The organism is Rurimicrobium arvi (genome assembly GCF_039540495.1).
GTDB lineage: Bacteria > Bacteroidota > Bacteroidia > Chitinophagales > Chitinophagaceae > Rurimicrobium > Rurimicrobium arvi.
In genome coordinates this window covers 218,051-240,656 of record NZ_BAABEZ010000004.1, presented here as the reverse complement: position 1 = coordinate 240,656, position 22,606 = coordinate 218,051, and the positions used below count along the sequence as shown (strand labels likewise).

The window sequence follows — 22,606 nt, the reverse complement described above, 5'->3', positions numbered from 1 at the left end:
TCGTATCAAAGTTAAAGAATTAGATACGACTTTCTTCAGCATGAAAGCCTTTATGGAAAGTAAAATATTGATTAGTTGTAATCGATCGCGCGCATGATCACACCGTTACCTTTACGGCAATTTGTGGAGCCGGGAACCGGATCATAAACCCAATACGTGTACTCCCGGTAGATCATACCTACACGGAAAGCATATACCGCTTTGGATTGCAGCAGAAATCCGTAATCATCCGGTTGTGTCTCAGGATTGTTCAGCACCTGGTCTGTTTCAGAAACAGTGACAGTCTGATCGAAAGTCCTGGCACCGTTATCATAAGGCTGCAGCACATTCTGGTAGGTATATTTCCATCCTTTCAGATAGTTGAAATCCTGATCGTCCTGTGGCAAAAGACTGTTACCCTGCCATACCTGGCCGTCTTTCACAGGATTTACCATTTTAATGAAACGTACATTTTTCTGTACGACTTCCATCTTCTCAGCTGCCGGTGTGTAATAAATTACATCGTCCACTTTCCAGTTATCAGCAGAGGTAAGACGCGAGAAGATATTGACTGCGTAAGACAAGCGGTTCTGATCGTCACGGAAAGTATCGGCTACGTAATACTGCTGCTGCGATTTATGAGAATAGCGTATGCAATTGACATCATCCCAGATCGAAGAATCCACATCGTACGTGATATATTTACCGATTTCGAGCGGCACAAATGACTGATACATATCGCTCCCGTTCGTATTCACAATCACCTGATCCTTTTTACAGGAGTTTAATACAGCAGTTGATACAACAATCATCGATAGAGCGAGCAATCTGGTCTTTTTCATACTGTAAGAAAATGTAGAGATAAGCACTGATTAAAATGAGGCTAAAAATAATTCTTTTTCTATAGAAACATAACAAAATGCAAAAATTATATTCCTGAGAAAATAATGCCTCCTGCCACCACATCATCCCCTTCGTAGATCACAGCGCTCTGTCCGGGAGCGATACTGTTTACCTGATGATCAAAATGAACGGCCAGTTTATCCCCGGCCCAGTACAGAGTACTTTCCGTACCGGGATCTTTATAGCGGATTTTCGTATTTGCTTTCATACCATCCTGTATATCAGCATATTTGATCATGTTTAATCCACTCACCAGCATACTCGCCTGCTTTAATTCTTCCGCCGGACCCAGCACTACGGTGTTGGTCTCCGGTATGATCCTGGTCACGAATACTGGTTTTCCCAAAGCAATTTCCAGCCCTTTTCGCTGACCTATAGTATAAAAAGGATAGCCGCGATGTTTACCTACTTTCGTTCCGTCGCTCAGGACGAAGTCGCCGCCATCCACAGCAGCTTCCAAACCCGGATTCTGGCGTTTCAGGAATCCGCGGTAATCGTTGTCCGGTACAAAACAGATTTCGTAACTCTCCGCCTTTTTGGATAAATCCACGTAACCCATATCCGCTGCCAGCTGGCGCACTTCTGTTTTGAGCAGGTCTCCGAGCGGATAAATACTGCGACTCAGGCAATCCTGTCCCAGACCCCAGAGCACATAACTCTGGTCTTTGCTCAGATCGCGCGCTTTGCTCAGTACATGGCGCCCCTGCTCTTCCCGTACTTTCACATAATGGCCGGTGGCGATAAAATCGCATCCGAGTGCATCTGCCTTCTTCAGCAGCGCCGACCATTTGATATGGGTATTGCACATGACGCAGGGGTTGGGAGTGCGCCCTGCCATATATTCTTCCACAAAATTATTGATCACCCCCGTTCCGAACTCTTCACGGATATCAAATACATAGTGAGGGAAGCCATGGTCTACGGCAGCCTGTCGTGCGTCATTAAAAGAATCCAGATTACAGCATCCTGTTTCTTTCTTACTTCCGCCGGAAACAGCATAATCCCATGTCTTCATAGTAATGCCTACAACTTCATAGCCCTGCTCGTGCAGCATCAGCGCGGTGACCGTACTGTCGATACCGCCGCTCATTGCTACCAGCACTTTTCCCATTTTACTCATGCGTGGAACTTTAATAAAAGATGCAAAGATAGGGACGGCGCCCGGTAAAGGGTATACTAAATAGTAATGACGGTATCGGCATCAGTCACGCTCCTCCAGGGAAAAAACCGATTCCACACTTTTAGAAAACACCTGTGCTATCTTTAAAGCCAGCACCGTGGAAGGAATATATTTACCGGATTCCATTGCATTAATCGTCTGCCGGCTCACACCTATGCGTTTTGCCAGCTCTTCCTGCGTAATGCCCGCTATGGCCCGCTCAATTTTTATACTATTCTTCATGCGGCAGATTGCTTCGGGATTTATACAGTAAATATTGAAAACGTGCGAGAAACAAGAGCAGCACGGTAAAAAGGTTATAAGTCATTGCAGACAGGAACGATAAATCATACAGTAAAAGGAACGCAACCGCCAGCAGCAGGTAATTTACAATCAACGCCCAGCTCAGCGCCGATAAACGCAACCCGGATACATATTCATCTTCGTGCTTTTCGGCAGAAAACCCCAGCATCAGCGCAGATAAGATAAAGCCAACGCCTAAAACCGTATTCGCGATATTCACCCGCTGTAGGAAATCAGGCTTTATCCCGTTTTGAAACAGGTTGGACGGCGCAATATTTATGACCGTCCGGTAGAGAAAAGGATAATCAAATTCGTGACCGGACAGCTGAACCAATCCCAGTACGAAAAAAAACGCGAACAACAGCATGGCCGGCAGTTTGCATCGATGTGGTAAAAGATAGTACGATCTCATAGGATGTTATTTGGTACAAAAGTAGAAAAAATATTCAAAATGTAAAGTTTATTTTACAAAAAGTAAAGTTTTTAAGACATTGCCCCACACCGCGAAACTTCCTATTTTCGTCTCATGAAACGGATGATCTATAGCGTACTGATATTGCTGCCGCTGCAGGGGATGGCGCAGGACAGTTATAAAAAGGAGATTGAGCAATACCGCCGGCATTATAAAGAAGAGTTCATTGCGGAAGAACGTAGTCCGCTGAAAGGAAGCGATACCGCGTTTATCCGCTTTTTCCCGGTGAATCTCATTTACAGGGTAAACGCGCACATTGAACTTGTTCCGGATGCTCCGGAATTTGACATGGAAACGCATAGCGGAAAAAAACAGCGTTACCGCAATTATGCAAAAGCCACATTTACACTGCAGGGAAAAAGCTGCACACTTTTCATCTATCAGAATGTGCGTATTGCAGCCATGCCGGGAAAACAAAACGACCTGTTTCTCCCGTTCAACGATCTGACCAATTATGCAACCACCTACGGCGGCGGAAGATATCTCGATCTGAGCATTGCTGATATAAAGAACAGCATACTGACTATCGATTTCAATAAAGCGTATAATCCGTATTGCGCCTTTCGTGAAGGATACTCCTGTCCGATACCTCCGGTAGAAAACCGTTTGAAAATCCGCGTCGAAGCGGGTGAAAAAAGCTACGGAAAACCATAGCGTAATACCTATCTTTGTTGCACTTAGAATAATTGCGATATGTTATCATTACAGCTGTTCCGGCAGGACAAAGAACTAATTCTCGCCGGACTCAAAAAGAAAAACTTTAAGGAAACGGAGATCGTGGATGCGATCATCGAACTCGACGAAAAACGCCGCAAAATCCAGGTTGAAAACGACCATATCGCAGCATCCATCAATTCGGCATCCAAAGCTATCGGCCAACTGATGGGTCAGGGTAAAAAAGAGGAAGCTGAGGCTGCAAAAGCTGAGGTGGCAGGCAAGAAAGAAGAAGCACGCAAAATTGCAGAAACACTTGCAGCGCTTGAGAAAGAGCAGAACGATCTTCTGATCCGGCTTCCGAACCTGCCGCACCACTCCGTACCTGCCGGAAAAACCCCGGAAGAAAATGAAGTGGTTCGTACCGGTGGAGCCCGCCCGGCTTTACCCGGTGAAAAACTGGCTCACTGGGATATTACGTCCGGATACAAACTCATTGATTTCGAATTAGGTAATAAGATCACGGGTAGCGGATTTCCTGTGTACACAGGCCAGGGTGCCCGCCTGCAGCGTGCGCTTATCGCTTATTTCCTGGACTACAATACGGCAGCAGGATACCACGAAGTGTACCCTCCCTTTATGGTGAATGAAGCAAGTGCCTACGGAACGGGACAGTTGCCGGACAAAGAGGGGCAGATGTACCACGTAACTGCCGACAACTTTTACCTCATTCCTACAGCTGAAGTACCCGTTACCAATATCCTTCGTGATACGATTACGCCGGAAAGTGAATTACCGATCAGAATGACGGCTTATACGCCCTGTTTCCGCCGTGAAGCAGGATCATATGGTAAAGATGTACGCGGACTGAACAGATTGCATCAGTTCGATAAAGTGGAGATTGTTCAGTTCACACATCCCGATAAGAGCTACGAGACACTGGAGGAAATGGTGCTGCACGTGGAGAAACTGCTGCAGAACCTCGGACTCGAATACCGTATTCTGCGTCTGTGCGGCGGCGATATGAGCTTCACGTCCGCACTCACTTATGATTTCGAAGTGTACAGTGCGGCGCAGGAGCGCTGGCTGGAAGTAAGTTCTGTAAGTAATTTTGAGAATTTCCAGACCAATCGCTGTAAAGCACGCTTTAAAAACGCTGAAGGAAAAACGCAGTTGCTTCATAGCCTGAACGGCAGTTCCCTGGCCTTACCGCGTATCATGGCCTGTCTGCTGGAGAACTTCCAGACCAGCGATGGAGTGAACATACCGGAAGTGCTCGTACCTTACTTCGGTAAAAATGTTATTAACTAATCAATCGAACAAATGATACAACGCATTCAATCCGTATGGCTTTTTGTTGCCGCATTTGTCAGTGCAGCACTGTTTATTTTCCCGCTTTACCATTATACACAGGCAGGCACGGAGCAACTCATGGGAGCCCGCAGCGAATACCTGCTGCTGGTGCTTGCAACACTGATGACATTGCTGCCGATGGTGGCTATCTTTCAGTTCCGCAACAGGAAACGTCAGAAAGGAATGGTCTGGACAGCTATCCTCATCGCTGCGGCGTTCATTGCCGTAATGCTGATGAAAATTCAGAACCTGAAAAATGCCGGTCAGCCTGCGATCAACGATAACTTTGCGCTTCCCGGTCCGGTGATCCCGGTCCTGACCATCGTATTTTTATTCCTGGCCCTGAGCGGCATCAAAAAAGATGAAGAATTACTAAGGTCGGTAGACCGACTCCGATAACGGTAACAAAACCAGGAGCAAGGTTGTTTTTGGCGCACGCTAAAACAACCTTTTCTTTTTACGCACCTCTTTCAGAAAATCGGAGATATCCTTACTCGGCTTGACCCATATTACGAGACCGGCAAACAGGACTGCAATTAATATGCTGCGCCAAACTGCATCGAAGTAAGGGTTTTCAGAATGGGGAATAAAGTAGGTGAGCAACCATACCACAGCAGCAATGCCGATTGTTTTCAGTGTTCCGCCGGAAAACGGATGCAGGCGCATTTTACTCCATACAAACCAGGCTTTGGCCAGGTTAAACAACAGGAGTGCACCTGAAGAAACCCATGCGGCACCATACACCCCGAAAGCGGGTATCATCAGGTGAAACATCACGATCATCAGCACAACAATACTGGCTGAAAGATAAAAGTTGAGGCGATAATAGGGCGACATATTCAGCGCCATGTCGTTCAGGCCGGTGGCACTGTCGCCCAGCCTGCCAATCAGGAGTATCAGCGTGATACCGAATACCGCTTCATATCCGTCACGCAATATCGCCACGGCATTGTGCAGATTGCCGATCACGAGGATCACCATGAACAGGGAAGGAATGAAAATATTAAGTCCCGCACGCTGGTAAGCATTCTCTACTTTATCATGATTGTTTTGCGCATATGCTTTACTGATATCCCCGCTCGCCGGAACAGATAAAGCGCGGTAGGGTATGGAAATCAGTGTGGCTATGAATGTGGCATTTGTGTAGACGGGGATAGATGCCAGTCCGTCCCTGCTGAGGGTGGTGAGTAATTGCGAGTCCAGGAATCCGAATAACGTACCTGAAATACCCATCAGCGCATGAAACAGCGCGAATACGAGTATAGAGCGGTATTCCGTGCGGGAAACCCGCTGCCATTGAAAAGAGAATCTGAAGTCGGCAAGGCGCGATGCCATGCGCCATAATACCAGAACGGCCAGCAGATTGATTCCCACAAACAAAGTAATGAAAACAGGAAAAGGGATCAGCCGTAAACCAAACAAGATAAACAAAAGCAGATTGCCTCCTTTGATCAGCACTTCCCGCACAAAACTCGCCTGTGCAGCCTTGATATGTGCATGAAGATAGGCTTCGAAAAGCATCATCAGCAGATTGAACAGAGCAAATAAGGGAAGACACCATGCATACCGGCTCATAAGCAGACGATCCTGCTCCTGGTTGAATTGCAGCCAGTGATCGAGGAAGAGCACATACCCAAGAGCGCCCAAAACGTACACCAGCAGCGGAACACCAAAACTGACCGTAAGCAATACAGATTTCTTTTCAGCATCTGCATGCTCGTCGAAACGATGCAGGTAAAAGAACAATGAATTGTTCATACCTACCATAAGGAAGAAACTTGCAATTACTGCCTGAATAGGTAATAACCGGACGAACCCGAGCTCCTGCTTCGGCATTACGTTGGAAGAGTATATTGCTACAATACCTCCGAGCAGCGCTCCGGTAAAAGTGATAATGGATGTTTTGACCGACTGTCTGAAAACGACTCCCATAGTCTATTGTTCGAAGTACCGGATGATACACTCCTTCAATAATTGCTCCTGGTCTTTCATCGCCTCCGGAGCTTCAATACCCGTCGGGATATAGTGCGGCCAACCCTCTTCATCATATTTGTCCAGCACGAAGATGCCAACCTGACTTAATAACTTGCATACGGCAATATGCATCAGGTCCTGCTTTTGCTCTTTTGTGAAATTTTTCGTCTCAGGAAATGCTCCCAGTTCATTAATCCCGATCAGGTACAAAGTTCCTTCCAGATCGGGTTTCTTACCAAAACGTTCCACCAGGAAAGATTCTACCTGAATCCAGCGTTGTTCAAAATCCTGCATATCGACAAAGGTAACTTTATAATTCACACCAGCTAAACCATGCGCCGCCCCGTAATTTGATAAATTAATCAAAAAAAGACGCTTATCTGTCTTTTGCGCTATAAATTTGATGCTCAAGGTACCTCATGCGCCATCTGATATTTTCCATTCTAGTTTTGTCCGGTATCATTCGCGCGGAAGCACAGACACTGGACAATTACACACTGCAGCAATTTCAAAACCGCGTGCTGCAGGACAATGATACTTTGTATGTGGTAAATTTCTGGGCGACCTGGTGCAGCCCCTGTGTAAAGGAATTACCCTATTTTATAAATTTATCGTCTGAAATGGCGCAGCAGCCTGTAAAATTTATCCTCATGAGTCTGGATGCATCCGGCGACGGAAACAAGGTGGCCGCATTCCTCAATAGGAAGAAGATCCGGCTTGAAACACATTTGTTCACGGAAGCTGATCCGAATGTATGGATCAATGCATTGGAACCCTCGTGGCAGGGAAGTATACCTGCAACCTTTCTTTATCATAAGGGCGCTAAGGTGAGCTTTCAGGAAGGATCCTTCGAATCGGAAAAAGATCTGAAAACATTTATTAAAAACCATAAATAAACATGAAAAAAATAATCGGTGCAGTGATGCTGGTTGTTGCAGCAGTATGCTCATCTTCAGCCCAGAAAACCACAGCCACTTACAAGTTAGGCGATATTGTAAGTGACTTCAAACTGAAGAACGTGGACGGGACAATGCGCGGACTGGTTACAGACGCGGGCAGGGAAAAAGGTTATATTGTCATCTTCACCTGCAATCATTGCCCTTATGCAAAAGCTTACGAGCAAAGGATCATGGATCTTGATAAAAATTTCCGTCAGAGTGGCTACCCGGTTGTAGCGATCAACTCAAATGATCCGAAAGAAGCTCCTGAAGACTCTTTTGAGAAAATGGCCGAGCGTGCGAAAGAAAAGAACTACACCTTCCCGTATTTGTTCGACGAAAGCCAGGCAATAGCAAAGAAATTCGGTGCAGTGAGGACGCCACAGGTGTTTTTACTGAACAGGAACAAGCAAGGCAAGCTGGAACTCGTATATACCGGGGCGATTGATAACAATTGGGAAGATGCAGCAAAGGCGCACAGGCATTACGTGGAAGAAGCACTTACCGACTTATCCGAAAACCTGAAACCCGCTACAGCAGAAACCAAAGCGATCGGCTGTACTATCAAGTGGAAAAAATAAAAAATACTACGAAAAGATCCCAGAGTGCCTGTTACAGGCACTCTTTTTTTGTGCGTATTGACGCAACTTTGCGCTTATGAAAATATTAATGGTGTGCCTGGGTAACATCTGCCGCTCTCCCATTGCAGAAGGTGTATTAAGGGCGAAAGCAAAAGCAGCCGGTTTGGATTGGCAGATAGATTCTGCCGGTACCAATCGTTACCATATCGGCGAAGCACCTCACCGCTTTTCCCAGAAAGTATGCCGTAACTATGGCATAGACATTTCTCAGCAGCGTGCCCGCCGCATCACTGCTGCAGATCTGGAACAATACGACATTATATATGCGCTGGCCCAGGACGTGTATGACGATATTTGCGCAATAGCAGGAACACACGCGCCAATGGATAAAGTACGCTTCCTGCTGGAGGAACTTCACGAGGATGGTTCGCGCGATGTGCCGGACCCCTGGTACGGGAATGAGGACGGTTACCTGCCGGTTTACCAGCTGATAGAAGAAGCATGCGATGCGATTGTCAGAAAATACGGAAATGCTCCCCGCAACTAAACGTTATTACATTAATTTTGACCCCTACTTATGTCAAAACCTTCTATTCCACAAGGAACCAGAGACCTCAGTCCCGAGGTGGTTCGTAAAAGACAATTCCTGTTACAGACACTGCGGTCTATTTTTGAAACCTGTGGATTTCAACCGATAGAAACTCCCGCTATGGAAAATTTGTCTACACTGATGGGCAAATACGGAGACGAGGGAGACAGGCTTATCTTCAAGATTCTGAACAACGGTTTACAGGAACCTTCCAAGCAAGAGAAAACACGTGCCGCTCTGGAACAGGTTTTGCTCGGCAAAAATGACACCAACCTTACAGAACGTGCACTAAGATATGATCTTACTATCCCCTTTGCACGCTACGTGGTAATGCACCAGAACGAAATTCAGTTTCCGTTCCGTCGCTACCAGATGCAACCGGTATGGCGTGCGGATCGCCCTCAGAAAGGCCGCTACCGCGAATTCTGGCAATGTGATTGTGATATCGTGGGCAGCAACTCACTGATCAATGAAGCGGAATTGCTGGCGATATACAGGGAAGCTTTTGCAAAACTTGCGATTCCTGATATTGTGGTCCGCCTCAACAGCCGCAAAATTCTTACCGGTATCGCACAGTATTGCGGCGCGGAGGAAAAACTAGTGGATATCACCACTGCAATCGACAAACTGGACAAAATCGGGCATGCGGGTGTTCAGAAAGAACTTTCGGAACGAGGGCTTAGCGATGAGCAAATCGGCGATATAAGCGAATTAATAGGACTTTCCTCTCTGGACGCGATGGAGCAGGCTTTCGAAAAGAAACAGATCTCCACGGGAATGGCCGGCATCGGGGAATTACGCAATACACTGAATTATCACGAACAGCTGCAGCAAGTGTCCTGGACCAACTCAAAAGTGGAAATTGATTTCACGCTTGCCAGAGGACTCAGTTATTATACCGGTGTGATCGTGGAAGTGATCTGCGCAAATGATCGTGTACAGATGGGCAGCATTGGTGGTGGTGGCCGTTATGATGACCTTACAGGTTTGTTTGGTCTGAAAAATTTATCCGGCGTCGGCGTCTCATTCGGTATCGATCGTATCTACGACGTAATGGAGCAGTTGCAGCTGTTCCCCGAAACGTTGAATGTGGGCACGCAGGTCATCGTTATCAACAATGGCGGAACAAACGAGATCTATGCGCTTTCCCTCCTGAATCATTTAAGGGTACAGGGCATTTCTTCCGAAATCTACACCGACAATGCGAAATTTGATAAGCAGATGAAGTATGCGTTCAACCGGGGTATTCCTTATGTGGTGATCGCGGAAGATGAAGAGCAGCATACAGGAACTATCCGGGTAAAACAGTTCGGGGGCGATGGACAGGAGCGGATGACCATCGACGCATTGGTCGCCAGGCTGAAATAGGCCCTCCGCCGCAACATACCTTCAGCTATAAAAGTTAATGCCCCGTAAGATAAAACTTACGGGGCATTTTTATTCAGTTAAAGGCTCATATTAGGAAGTCTTCATCGCTTTCGCATATTTAACGCGGTCATTCTCGTCGAGCAGGATCTTACGCAGACGGATGCTCTGTGGAGTACACTCGATACATTCATCCTGCTGGATATACTCCATACATTCTTCCAGGCTCATCTGGATTTTAGGAGCGATGTTGGTAGCTGCATCAGAACCCGAAGCACGCATATTGGTCAGCTTTTTACCTTCCACTACGTTTACGTTGAGGTCTCCCGGCTTGATATGCTCGGCAACGATCATACCAGCGTACACTTCCTCTCCCGGATCGATAAAGAAAGATCCGCGATCCTGCAGCTTATCCAGGGAATAACCGGTGGAACTACCGGCCTGTTTAGCGATCAACACACCGTTGTTACGGCCAGGGATAACTCCTTTCCAGGGTTTATATTCACTGAAGCGATGCGCCATAACCGCTTCTCCTGCAGTAGCGGTGAGCATTTGGGAACGCAGTCCGATCAGGCCGCGGGAAGGAACATCAAATTCCAGGTGTTGCATTTCTCCCTTGCTTTCCATGATCAGCATTTCTCCCTTACGTTGCGTAACGAGATCAATTACTTTACCCGAAAAATCTGAAGGCACATCTACAACCAATACCTCGTATGGTTCACATTTCTGACCATTGATTTCTTTGGTGATTACCTGCGGCTGACCAACAGTAAGCTCGTAGCCTTCGCGGCGCATTGTTTCGATCAGTACACTCAGGTGAAGGATACCACGGCCGTATACCAGGAATTTATCCGCATCGTCTGTATCCTGAACACGCAGCGCCAGGTTCTTTTCCAGCTCTTTCATCAGGCGGTCACGCAGATTGCGGCTGGTAACGAATTTACCTTCACGACCGAAGAAAGGAGAGTTGTTGATGCTGAACTGCATGTTCATGGTAGGCTCATCTATCGCGATGACAGGCAGTGCTTCGGGCTGTTCGAAATCAGCAATCGTTTCACCGATCTGGAACCCTTCAATACCTACTACAGCACAGATATCACCGGCGCTCACTTCCGTTACGCGCTTTTTACCCATTCCTTCAAAGGTGTACAACTCTTTCACTTTTCCTCTCACCATCGAACCGTCGAGTTTACACAACTGAATGTTCTGACCTTCAGCAACGACACCTCTGGACACGCGGCCGATAGCAATACGACCGAGGAAAGAGGAATAGTCGAGTGAAGTGATCTGCATTTGCAGCGTACCCTCATTTACTTTAGGAGCAGGCACCTTCTCGAGGATCATATCCAATACGGCATTGATGTTATCCGTAGGGGTGAGGGAGGTGTTAAACCAGCCTTGTTTGGAGGATCCGTACAGTGTCGGGAAGTTCAATTGATCTTCTGTTGCATCCAGTTGGAAGAACAGCTCAAAAACAGCATCGTGCACTTCATCCGGACGACAGTTTGGCTTGTCTACTTTGTTGATAACAACAATAGGATGCAGGCCCAGATTCAATGCTTTCTGAAGCACAAAGCGCGTTTGCGGCATCGGACCCTCGAAAGCATCCACGAGCAGCAATACACCATCTGCCATTTTCAGTACGCGCTCAACTTCTCCACCGAAGTCGGCGTGACCCGGAGTGTCAATAACGTTAATCTTAACACCTTTGTAGTTAACAGAGATGTTTTTTGCCAGGATAGTAATCCCGCGCTCGCGCTCCAGATCGTTATTATCCATGATCAGCTCACCTGTTTCCTGATTGTCACGGAAAACCTGAGTAGCATGGATGATCTTGTCCACCAGGGTAGTTTTTCCGTGGTCAACGTGAGCAATAATGGCAATGTTACGAATATTCATAAAGCGGATTGTTTACTAAGGTGCCGTCAGGAAATGACGTTTGTGTTCAATGCGAAAAACAGCACCTTAAAATTTTTTGCAAAAGTACGTCAAATTAAGCAGATAAACTTTTGAAATCAGATCAGACTGCTAATTTAACGCGAGCGTAATAAAGTAAAAGAGGCCAGCAATTGCTGACCTCTTTCGTGATTCCGTTGGGACTCGAACCCAAGACCCATACATTAAAAGTGTATTGCTCTACCAACTGAGCTACGAAATCAACCTATGTTCTTTCGGAACGGGCAGCAAAGGTAATCAATGTTTCTTTCCTGCCAAATTTTTTTTAGTTTTTTCAGAAATATTTTTTTCTCTAAGACAAATGTATCATCAGTTTTTCGTGTACGCGCTTCAATTCGTCCATGGACGGAGTAGAAGGCTTCTCCGTAAAATTAAGGTCGTTCGCCGTATTGATAGGGACCAGGTGCATATGTGCATGCGGTACCTCAAGGCCGATGATACTGATGCCGACTCTCTTGCAGGGAAAAGCTTTCTCCATCGCGCGGGCAATGGGTTGCGCAAATTGAAACCAGGACGCCAGATATGCTTCAGGCAGCTCGTAAGCTTTATCGACTTCAACTTTCGGAACAACCAGCACGTGTCCTTCCCGGAGCGGCATAATGTCCAGGAATGCCAGGAAATGTTCATTTTCCGCTATCTTAAAACAGGGAATTTCGCCACTGATAATTTTAGAAAATATAGAGGCCATCTAGATATTAATTTCTTCGATCTGGAATTTCATCACGCCATTGGGAACGGTGATTTCTGCAACATCACCCTTTACTTTACCAAGCAATCCTTTTGCAATGGGAGAAGTAACGGAAATCTTTCCTGCTTTCAAATCGGCCTCACTTTCTGAAACGATCTGATATTCCATCGATTTCTTTGTTGCAAGATTTTTTACGCGCACCTTACTGAGGATGGATACTTTACTTGTATCAATATTTTTCGGATCAAGTACACGTGAGTTGGCAAGCGTAGCCTCCAGATTCGCCAGCTTCGCTTCATGAAGACCCTGTGCCTCTTTTGCAGCATCATACTCTGCATTTTCCTTCAGATCTCCCTTTTCACGGGCTTCCGATATCTGTCGGGCTATTTCTGCCCTGCCCGACGTCTTCATACGGTTAATCTCTTCTTTTAAGGCCTCCAATGCCTCTTTAGTCACATAATGTACAGCACTCATAAAGACAACATATTATTGTATACAACAAATAAAAACACAACGCTCCTACCAGAGATAGAAGCGTTGCCAAATTTAATAAAAAGACTGAATTACTTGTCTGAACTTGCGAAATTAAAGCGCAGGCCAAAAACGTGAACCCCGTTAGCAGGACGTTGTGTTGGTCTGAAACTGTAATCAATATACAATTTAGAACCTTTCTTATTAAGCGGAGCAGCAACACTTGCGCCCATGCTTATACCTGTATAAAAGGTAGTGGTTTTTAAAGCATCGAATATATCTTTCTCATAACGGAAAGCGGCACGGGCCATGAACATCTCACGGAATCCGTATTCAGCGCCTAAACCAAGATAATCGTTATTGAAGGAATTGGAAGTAAAGTTTCCGATTGCCGTGATACGATGATCTCCTTTGCCTTCCGTAGCAGATGCACTGCGACCGGCGATATAGAAATCATACGCGATACCCATTGACATGTAGGTTGGCAGTTGGAATTTCTCCTGGGGAGTAGATCGCGTAAATGCATAATCTGCATTAGGTGCTGTAGATGTACTTGAAAATCCACCACCTGAGAAACGCATGTTGGTACCGGCATTACGCAGCGTGATACCAATATGAAGATTCCGGTCTACGTACTGCACACCGGCGTCGATACTGGCACCGGAAGCACCGATATTTCCGATTTGCTCAGAAATAAACGTGGCAGCAACACCACCACGGATACGTTCAGAAAACTCTTTAGAAAATCCCAGTTGAAAATTCAGAAAAGATGGTTTGAATTTAGCACCGGTTCCTTCCGGATGGTCAATATCTGTCACATCGATCTCCCCGAAAGACATAGACATTACGTTAACACCTACGACAGCAGAACTACTCAGACGGTAGGCCGCAGCAAGGTTATTAACGGAAATACCCGTTCCGGAAAGGTAGCGGCTATAGGATGCACCAACTTCCAGATCGTCTGAAAAAGAGAGACCAGCCACGTTGACTTTCATAGACTGAATACCGCGAACATTAGCGACATCCAACCCAAACACACCCGTACTTTGTGCCCATGGATTGATAAGCAATTCCGATGCACCGGATTGTCCGGACCGGTCCTTGTTACCCGCGAAGGCAGGACTTGCCGCGATTAAAGACAATGAAGCCAACAGAACCTTATTGTAGTTACTTTTCATACTCAAATGTGTTATTTGTAGTAATTCTTCTTTCGAGTTTTAAATTCCGGGTGCGGAAGCTACCGCACCCGGAGATAATTTAGTAGTTAGTTACATCCAGCGGACGCATAGCTCCAAACCAGCGGATCACTTTATCTTTTCCATATGCATTGATATGGATCAGATACATACCACTAGCGATCGGAAGACCAGCCTGGTTATACATATCCCAGACAATTGCCGGATCATTATTATCCTTTTCGATCTTGCGCACAAGCGTACCATCCAAAGCGTAAATGTGAACAGTAGCTTTTACAGGCAGATTGATGATCTTAACTCTTGTTTCAAGACGGTTTGTCTCGTAAGAATTTCCGCCTGATGCTTCTCCTTTGTAAGGATTAGGTACGACGAAGATTTTATCCATCAGAGCATCCGCATTTGTTTTCTCAGTGTACTCCTGAGTAGCCATTCCTTTCGTAGAGAACTTGTACAGAGGCAGCTGGCTGTTAGTAGCAGTCTGACCATCCATAAGTTTATACTTATTGTAAGGGGTATTTACACGGAAACGCATTCTTGTTTCGGTAGGAATAAGGCCGTCTTTGAGAGACAGGTACTGGCTTCCGGAATTCAGCAAAGGAATACCCACCCAACGGATCTGACGGTAAGCAGGTACGTATACGAACGGTCCTGTACCTTTAATACCTGCAGCAAATGACTTACAGGAGTCATATTTGGTGTTGAGAATGTACGTAAAGTGACGTCCGCCGAACACTGTTTCTCCGTAGCTGTTGTAAACATCTGAAGTCGGATTCCAGATCATATCAGCTCCATTGTATTTACGGAGGTAAGAATCTTCTGCGAATGCGATATTCAGGCGCTCACCGGTAAGCTGGTTGATAGCATAACCCGGGAACCAACTATAACCAACATCAGTAGGATCGCTGGAATATACAGGATTACCGTCGTTGTCAATACCCATATTCCATGATCTGTGATTGCGCGCCTGTAACTTAACAGCATTACCTTCTGCAAGATCCGGAGTATACTGAGCTTCGAGAACAATACAACGTGTCCATTTGGACTTATCTGAAGTAAACACCAGATCCACATTGGGATACTCACTTCCCTGAACAGCCTTGGCAGGAGTACCGGCAGAATCCGGTACTTTGTACAGAGAAGTTGCAGTCAGCAATGGAGTTGATTTAATAGGTTTATCAACCAAAGGAGAATATCCGCAGGATGGTCCGTCGGAAGTTGCAACCAGGTCAAACGGAGCCCATGTAGCTTCAACGTCGGTGTTGTTTGCAAACATACGGCTGTAGAATGCGCCGATAGAGTCTGCACGGTAATCATCGAAAGGACCACAGGTAGGTGCGGTTTCGCCGGCTGGTATCTCATCACTGAAAGAACCACTGCGGATCCAGTTCAGATAGCTACGACCGGAACCATCATGAACACCTGACAGCCATGGCAGCGAAGTATTGGCATAAGTGATGTCGGAGGTAATATATCCATTTGGATTTCTACTGCTTGTAGTCTGATCATAGCCAGGAGGCGTTACCTGCTCAACAGTAACGGACAAACCATATGCAGAAAGCAATTGTTCGTTAGTTCTTCCGCCGATGGTACGTTCACTGTAAATTACATCAGCAACAGAACCATTGTCATCCAGACGTTCAATTTTCCATGTAGCTGATTTATTCAAACCAAGGAAAACAGAGTCAGAAGGGTTTAATGTTCCGGATAAGGAAATTCTCCAGTCTGCGCCCGGTACTTTAACAGGATCAATAACTTTTACTTTAATTGGTCCTTTTCCTGCAACATACGTTGGGTAAGGAATCTGATTTGTCGGAGACAACAAGATAGCTGCTTCAGAGGTATCATTCAGCTGAACATCAATGCCACCGTTACCGATACCTTCGATACGTGTCACAATAACACCGTCGCCATAGGCACTGTTGAGGAATGTGTCACCTCTCTGATTCATCGGGTTCGGCATCACAGAATATTTATTCGGAGATTTACTCTCGAAATAAGCATCTTTCTGCGTTCCCACTTCGTTATGAGGATCGAAAGGAGCAAAGTTATTATATGCATATGCTACAACTGCATAGTAGTATGTTTTGTAGTTAACAAGCGAGCTGCTGCTTCCGCTGGCAAACTTGTCTTCTGTGAGTACAAAGCTGTGTACAATACCACTGTCTTTACCCGTCACCTTGATAGCACCATCATACTGGTCAATCGTAGAGACAATCTCAAGGTTCTTTGTGTAATTGGTAATTTGTTTTACGCCGTTCTTAATATCACATTGGAATACTTCCACCACTCCGTCTACCAGATTACCTTTCTCGTCGTAGAAGTTGGTCAGTGAAGAATCCTTCAGCTGGAATACACGATAACCTTCGAAACGGTAAATAGAATCCGGATTGCCTAAAGCAACAGCTTTGGTAGAAGTAACACGGTATTTAGGATCTGAAATATAATCAGGATCTCCGTAGCGCTCGCTGAAGTTGTTACTACGTTCAGGGTTGCTTATGTAAAAGATGAGTTTCTGATCCAGCTCGCGAACAGTAAGCACAGGAGCATCAGGACCATTAGGTCTGTTGAAACCCTGATCGAACAATGCCTGGGCAACGTCGTCCGCTGCACGGATTTTCTTGAATGAAGTAGTACCACAAGCTCCCGCATCATCTACCCACACAACTCCGATTGTGATATCATTCTTCTCACCGGCGAACAAAGTGAACGGACCTGAAGAGTGAATGAAGCGACGATCTTTCAAAGGAGATTTACAGGCACACATAGACCACTCTGATGTATTCGCCGGATCTCCATAAAATACATAAGGTGCAACGGGACCAGAGCCATAACCTACGGAAGAACTTCCTTTCGTCTGGTCATTTGAAAACGGATCTCCGTCCGCATTTGAACCGGTCATGTAAAAATAAAACTCTGATCCTTTACGTGGGTCACGCACCGGGCCGGTAAGCGTTCCCTCGAAATAAGAGAATGAGCGCATTTTCAACAGTCTGCTAGTCTGATTTCCGTTTTCATCGGTGTAATATTTACGGGGCCCGATGAAGAAGTCAACTGCAATCATCGGAATACGGGTTCCGTATGTATTCTGTCCATTCGGCGCATCCGGAGTTTCACCATTGTACAGGATACCCAAACCTCTGGTAGTATCACAACCAATGTAGTCATCAAAAGGAGAACCCAGATCCGCATCTGTCCATGTAGCGATAAAACAGCTATCCAGAACCAGGTTACCGCGGTTGATCAAACGATAGTTATAAAAAGTCGCGTCATTCAGGAAGTCTGAACTTTTATAGGCAAACGCTGAAGTCTGAACTTCCATACCAATAGACTGAGTCTTGGTCATTGTTTTGGTATTACCTACATCATTGAAAACCCACCAGATAAACTGATCGGGGTTACCCTGTGCATAAGACTTCGGATAATCTCCATCCTGCCAGTTGTAGATACCATTGTTATCCACGTCTACGAATGGAGCGTATCCGTATGCATCTACCGGGCCCAGCAGCTCAGGTAAAGAGTTATTGTTAGCACCAACAGCATAAATATTACCTGTGGCCGGCCATTGCTTGATCACATCAAATTTCTTGTCTGTAATCGCCGAGGGACCTGATTTTTTATAGATATCTATAAACTCGTCAACGTCTGCCTGGCTCACTTTCCAGAAGCGGTCCCACTCAGAACAGGACTCAGCTGTAATGTTTACCGTTGCCTTATCAATCGGACCAGGCCAGTAATCATTACCCAGACTACGATACAACTGCGCAGAAACCTTCAGCTGGCCATTACCATCAATACCCCCGATCCAGCAAGAACCGGCATACAGCGAATGCTTCTGTCCCCCCTTAGGTACCTCGTATGCAGGCAGTAAACTACCTGTATTGTACCACATATCTCCACCTGTCATCAGTCGCGCCCGAACGTTGTTGATATCGAGGTCGATATTAGCGGTGGATGGTTTACAACCAGCCGTCGTTTTCAACAAGGCTTCCTTTGCAGTAACGGGTTTACCATCACTGCCCAGGGTGACATATGCATATGAACTACTCGCACTTGCTATTACACCGAGAGCGGCAAACGCTAATTGCATTAAGTTCTTTTTCATAGTTTAACTTTTTTCTTTTTCGATTATTGCTTCAATAGATTAATTAAAATGCGAACGTAAATCCGATATTGATTCTTCTAGGCGCATTATAATAATCAGGATTATTTACATAGAGGCTATACAAATCCTGCAGAGACTGCGGACTGTAAGAAGCCGTAAAGTATTGCTTACCAACGGATGAAGTAACGTAACCATCATCATCAGGACGACTTGTGTAAGGGTATACCTGAAGCACGTCGCGGATATTGAAGATATTCTGGAAGTAAATAAACGCACCAACGTTGTATTTACGACCACCAGCATTCGAACTTACTACTGTAGTACCGTCAGCCTGTTTGCGTTTTTTAGAGAATCCATCAATAGTGAATCCTTTATCGATACGCAGGTCGGCTCCGAAGTGCCAGCCAAGACGTGTACCGTTAAGTGTTCCCTGAATAACGTTATTGTTTACAGCAGAGCTTGTGGTATATGGCTCACCACTGCGGGCGCGCAGGATCATATTTGCACGCAGGTTTTGCAGGATGTGTTTACCATTGATTTCAGGACCTTCGCCCTGACCATATGTGTACAACAAGTTCAGGTTGATGTTATGACGGGAGTCATAGCTCAGCGGAGCAACGTAACGCAGGTTAGGCAAACCCGCCGTCTGGAAGTTCTGCAGCAAACCGCTTCCGGAAGTTGCACTTGAACCCGTACCATCTGCAAACTGCAAGGTATAGTTTACAGACAATTCCAAAGGAAGTACTTTAGGATCAGGACTTGTGTAGTTATAAGTAAACGTAAATCCTTTTGTAGTAGAGAAGTCACGGTTGCCGTAAGAATAATACAATTTAGGATATGCGTTCTGATATGCACGCAGCTGGATCATATCCTTACGCTCACGATAGAAAGCAGAAATTCCGATACCGGCATTTTTACGTTTTCCGAGAGACTGCATGAATCCGAGCTCATAGTCAAATGTTTTCTCAGGTTTCAGATTCGGGTTACCGATCGCAGTTCCCTGATTTTGCTCCAGGAAGTAGTAGTCCAAGGCGTTTGCATAGTTACCTACTTTAGGACGCTGCACAAGGATGTCGTAGTGCGCGTAGAACAACGCGTCGTCATCATTGATCGGGAATTGGAATTGGAAACGCGGTGAAGCAGTAACCTTTGGTTTGTAATCCGTAAAGGAGTTGTTAGGATCAAATTTTGAATCCGTAATATTCACTTTACCCGCTGTGGTCAGATATGGAGCGATAGGTGCACCCAGTTTTTTCTCAAAAACTGTTGGGTCAACTGCTTCCACACCGTTAGCATCGTACCATTTGTCTCCATCGCGATAAGCGACGATACTTGGGGAAGAGCTGTTATTGTTATCCACATACACCATAGCGCTCTGACTAACAGTACCAGGATGTACACCGTTTGCATTCAGAGAAGCATCTGTCTGACTAACAGTACGGGCCTCATACAGTGAATAAGGATCTTTCAACACTTTTGTATTCGCGTCGTAACGTTCGAAACGAACACCCACATTGAATTGCAGGCTCTTATAACGGAATGCGTCCATGATGTAACCGGCAATATAGTTAGGACTGAAAGCGCCGATCGGACGGGTAAGATTTCCTGCCGCATCTTTTTGTGTGAAGAAGTCGTTGAAACTTACAGTTCCTTTCAATTTCTGACCGGTATAGTCATAACCGTTATAAGAAACATAATTGGAATTCGGCGATGCGCCTAACAGTTCGCTTGCAGAGAACATGCCCAGAGACAGTTTGCTGGGATCTACCGAATATACATCCAGGTAATCATTTTTACCGGCACCTAAAGTAGAACGCAGGTTTTTGTCGAATGTGCTTTGCTGCCCGTTATCACGACGCTCGTAAATAACGGTATCTGTAGGCAGGAAAAATCCACCTGCATCAATCTGATCCTTTGTATAACGTTGTCCGTTATGGATGTAGATCGGGTTGCTGTAATCGAGGCTTCCTATATGGTTGTTCGCCAGAGAAAGCATTTGCAGCCACAGGGAAGTTCCGGTTCCGTTGGTAATACTTGCTGAATAAGAACTCGAAGAGCGTTGCTCGTAGTAAAGACCAAACTGGATAGCGTGTGTGATTGCATTTTTTGATTTTCCCGGACGGAAATCGAAAGAGGCGTCAGCATGCAGACCATATTGATTAAATGTACTGTAAGAGTACCCTGTCATAGCAGCACCCACACCGCTAATACCGACGTTCTGAACAGAAAGCGCGCTACGCGGGAAATCTCCGTTCATCAATCCGTTGTATGCCTGAACCGTTGTATAGTCAGACAGGAAATTCAATTTAGATGCGTTGTTAAATACAGCTTGCGTGTAAGCAGCCAGAATCGGATTTTTATCGGATGCCTGGAAAGAGATACCACTTACTGCATCGTATGTCTGCAGGATGATTCCGTCCCGTCCGGAAAGAGAATCTTTACCGTAGGCGTAAATCGGTACACGTGATTGGGTGAATTTACCTACATAACCGTAGTCAAACAGATTGTGTTTGAAATTCGGATGCTCTGTATTGCTTTTGGTAATCTGATAGTCCAACTGCAATGTATAATATGCATTGGAGATCACAGGTTTGGTACGTCCACCGCTGTCAGATTTCTTAACAGCAGCATTCGGGAAAGATTGTTTGAAACGCAGGTATCCGCGACCGGTATAATCTGTCTGAACAGGAATAGACTCAGGTGCGAAATAAGAGGCGGCACGGGAATAACCGTCGCTGCTTCCGTAGGTGAAGTTTCCACCTGCTGTAATATTAATATTGCTGTTGATCGCGTAATCCAGCTTACCATTCAGACGAACGGTAGTGGAAGAGTTGTTCAATTGTTGCTTTTGATAAGTAAAGTCATCTTTCGTTACAAAGTTAGACGTTGCAACCATTGTTGTGGAGTTCTGGCTGTTTACCAGGGTCAGCGGATTTTCCTGAAGATTCTTCAGAACATCTTTTTTCAGAACAGGGTTTTTATAATAAGTAGGATTGTCGTCAGCATAATACTGATACTCCGCTCCCAACAGGAAACCGAGAATCGGTTGCTTCTGACCATCTTTCTCACGTGACAACAATGGACCGGTAATAGATCCGTTGATCAGGTTCTGGTTGTATCCGTCAATTGAGTGTTGTGCACGGATATTACCTTTCAGCGAACTGGTAGCACCTTTAGTGGTAATGGAAACCACACCCCCCGTCGCATCACCGAGGTTAGCCGGGATACCGGAAGAGAATACCTGCAATTGCTGAACAGTTCCCTGGGGCGGGTTGATCGCGCCGCCTACCTGAGAAACCTGACCATCGATGATATATACGGTACCTTCAGGACGCGCACCACCGATAGACAGCGCACCACCGGAACGAGCCTGGTAAACGTTTTTACTCAAACCCGCCATATCAATGATATTGGTGGTAGGGGCCGCTTCGATATTTTTTGCCTGGGTTACGCTCACGACACCAATTACGGGCTTACGCGCTTTAACCACAACCTGATTCAACACCTTTCCTGAACCGCTTCCCTGAATTTCCATCCTTACGTCCTGTTTCTTGGTACCACCTAAAGTGATCTCAACACCGGAAACTTTGATAGTCTCATAAGAAATTGAGGAGAACTCAATGTCATAAGTACCCGGTTGCAATGGTTTTACAGAATAAGAACCATCATCTTCAGAAACCGATCCACTCTTCAGCAGCCCTCCCTGAGTAACCTTAATGATCACCCCTTCAAAAGGCTGACCTTTCTCATTGGTTACCGTACCGTAGATCTCCCCCTGAGCCATCGCTGTTGAGGCAGAACCGATTAAAAGTAAAATGAAAAGGTAAATAAACGAACGTCTCATAAGCATGTTCAGCTATTTGTTAAGTATAAGGGAGTAAAGGTAGAATTAATCGTTAAATAAACAAAAATTTAGCCAAAAA

The 22,606-nt window shown here is 45.7% G+C and carries 20 protein-coding genes and 1 tRNA gene; 7 read left to right on the top strand and 14 right to left on the bottom strand.

Annotated features, from left to right (window positions below; translation table 11 throughout):
* Positions 1 to 71 precede the first annotated feature (71 nt).
* The 4 genes from ABD846_RS03850 to ABD846_RS03835 all read right to left on the bottom strand — a co-directional run bounded on the left by ABD846_RS03850 (position 72) and on the right by ABD846_RS03835 (position 2,756).
* On the bottom strand, positions 72 to 821 hold the full coding sequence (locus tag ABD846_RS03850) for a hypothetical protein (RefSeq protein ID WP_344822843.1): 750 nt from the start codon (positions 819 to 821) through the stop codon (positions 72 to 74).
* A gap of 86 nt (positions 822 to 907) precedes the next feature.
* On the bottom strand, positions 908 to 2,002 hold the full coding sequence (gene mnmA, locus ABD846_RS03845; RefSeq protein ID WP_344822841.1) for a tRNA 2-thiouridine(34) synthase MnmA: 1,095 nt from the start codon (positions 2,000 to 2,002) through the stop codon (positions 908 to 910).
* Positions 2,003 to 2,083: 81 nt separating this feature from the next.
* Positions 2,084 to 2,284, bottom strand: coding sequence for a helix-turn-helix transcriptional regulator (locus ABD846_RS03840; RefSeq protein ID WP_344822839.1), 201 nt, complete (start codon positions 2,282 to 2,284; stop codon positions 2,084 to 2,086).
* Positions 2,274 to 2,756, bottom strand: coding sequence for a hypothetical protein (locus ABD846_RS03835; protein WP_344822837.1), 483 nt, complete (start codon positions 2,754 to 2,756; stop codon positions 2,274 to 2,276). Before ABD846_RS03835 ends, ABD846_RS03840 begins: the two co-directional genes overlap by 11 nt.
* Before the next feature lie 114 nt (positions 2,757 to 2,870).
* On the opposite strand from ABD846_RS03835, the gene ABD846_RS03830 reads away from it, so the two are divergent.
* The 3 genes from ABD846_RS03830 to ABD846_RS03820 are packed head-to-tail and all read left to right on the top strand — an operon-like array spanning position 2,871 to position 5,222.
* Positions 2,871 to 3,470: a DUF1684 domain-containing protein gene (locus tag ABD846_RS03830; RefSeq protein ID WP_344822835.1), complete on the top strand. Its 600-nt coding sequence runs from the start codon at positions 2,871 to 2,873 to the stop codon at positions 3,468 to 3,470.
* A 39-nt stretch (positions 3,471 to 3,509) separates the two neighbouring features.
* Positions 3,510 to 4,781, top strand: coding sequence for a serine--tRNA ligase (serS, locus tag ABD846_RS03825; protein ID WP_344822833.1), 1,272 nt, complete (start codon positions 3,510 to 3,512; stop codon positions 4,779 to 4,781).
* Positions 4,782 to 4,793: 12 nt separating this feature from the next.
* Positions 4,794 to 5,222: a DUF4293 domain-containing protein gene (locus tag ABD846_RS03820; protein WP_344822831.1), complete on the top strand. Its 429-nt coding sequence runs from the start codon at positions 4,794 to 4,796 to the stop codon at positions 5,220 to 5,222.
* A gap of 39 nt (positions 5,223 to 5,261) precedes the next feature.
* Here the strand turns inward: ABD846_RS03820 and ABD846_RS03815 are convergent, their stop codons facing one another.
* On the bottom strand, positions 5,262 to 6,755 hold the full coding sequence (locus ABD846_RS03815) for a lipopolysaccharide biosynthesis protein (RefSeq protein ID WP_344822829.1): 1,494 nt from the start codon (positions 6,753 to 6,755) through the stop codon (positions 5,262 to 5,264).
* Between the two features lie 3 nt (positions 6,756 to 6,758).
* The gene (locus ABD846_RS03810; RefSeq protein ID WP_344822827.1) at positions 6,759 to 7,163 is read right to left on the bottom strand and encodes a hypothetical protein; all 405 of its coding nucleotides are present in this window, start codon (positions 7,161 to 7,163) and stop codon (positions 6,759 to 6,761) included.
* 53 nt (positions 7,164 to 7,216) lie between these two features.
* On the opposite strand from ABD846_RS03810, the gene ABD846_RS03805 reads away from it, so the two are divergent.
* From ABD846_RS03805 to hisS, 4 genes are all read left to right on the top strand, one after another.
* A complete protein-coding gene (locus tag ABD846_RS03805) occupies positions 7,217 to 7,693 on the top strand; it encodes a TlpA disulfide reductase family protein (protein WP_344822825.1) in 477 nt (158 codons plus the stop codon).
* Between the two features lie 2 nt (positions 7,694 to 7,695).
* The gene (locus ABD846_RS03800; protein WP_344822823.1) at positions 7,696 to 8,316 is read left to right on the top strand and encodes a thioredoxin family protein; all 621 of its coding nucleotides are present in this window, start codon (positions 7,696 to 7,698) and stop codon (positions 8,314 to 8,316) included.
* Positions 8,317 to 8,392: 76 nt separating this feature from the next.
* Entirely contained in the window at positions 8,393 to 8,863 is a 471-nt protein-coding gene (locus ABD846_RS03795; RefSeq protein WP_344822820.1) for a low molecular weight protein-tyrosine-phosphatase, read from the top strand.
* A gap of 30 nt (positions 8,864 to 8,893) precedes the next feature.
* Positions 8,894 to 10,273: a histidine--tRNA ligase gene (gene hisS / locus ABD846_RS03790; protein ID WP_344822818.1), complete on the top strand. Its 1,380-nt coding sequence runs from the start codon at positions 8,894 to 8,896 to the stop codon at positions 10,271 to 10,273.
* A gap of 90 nt (positions 10,274 to 10,363) precedes the next feature.
* Here the strand turns inward: hisS and typA are convergent, their stop codons facing one another.
* The 8 genes from typA to ABD846_RS03755 form a co-directional block, all read right to left on the bottom strand.
* Positions 10,364 to 12,169 (bottom strand): translational GTPase TypA, encoded by a 1,806-nt coding sequence (typA, locus tag ABD846_RS03785; protein WP_344822816.1) that lies wholly within the window; start codon positions 12,167 to 12,169, stop codon positions 10,364 to 10,366.
* Between the two features lie 186 nt (positions 12,170 to 12,355).
* A tRNA-Lys gene (locus ABD846_RS03780) sits at positions 12,356 to 12,428 on the bottom strand.
* Positions 12,427 to 12,510 (bottom strand): hypothetical protein, encoded by an 84-nt coding sequence (locus ABD846_RS14750; protein WP_425568017.1) that lies wholly within the window; start codon positions 12,508 to 12,510, stop codon positions 12,427 to 12,429. The genes ABD846_RS03780 and ABD846_RS14750 overlap by 2 nt, the downstream gene beginning before the upstream one ends.
* Positions 12,511 to 12,518: 8 nt before the next feature.
* Positions 12,519 to 12,914 (bottom strand): HIT family protein, encoded by a 396-nt coding sequence (locus ABD846_RS03775; protein WP_344822814.1) that lies wholly within the window; start codon positions 12,912 to 12,914, stop codon positions 12,519 to 12,521.
* Positions 12,915 to 13,388: a transcription elongation factor GreA gene (gene greA / locus ABD846_RS03770; RefSeq protein WP_344822812.1), complete on the bottom strand. Its 474-nt coding sequence runs from the start codon at positions 13,386 to 13,388 to the stop codon at positions 12,915 to 12,917.
* 89 nt (positions 13,389 to 13,477) lie between these two features.
* Positions 13,478 to 14,563, bottom strand: a complete 1,086-nt coding sequence (locus ABD846_RS03765; RefSeq protein WP_344822810.1) for a PorV/PorQ family protein — start codon at positions 14,561 to 14,563, stop codon at positions 13,478 to 13,480.
* 79 nt (positions 14,564 to 14,642) lie between these two features.
* Entirely contained in the window at positions 14,643 to 18,683 is a 4,041-nt protein-coding gene (locus tag ABD846_RS03760; protein WP_344822808.1) for a hypothetical protein, read from the bottom strand.
* 43 nt (positions 18,684 to 18,726) lie between these two features.
* Entirely contained in the window at positions 18,727 to 22,527 is a 3,801-nt protein-coding gene (locus tag ABD846_RS03755; RefSeq protein WP_344822806.1) for a TonB-dependent receptor, read from the bottom strand.
* Positions 22,528 to 22,606 lie beyond the last annotated feature (79 nt).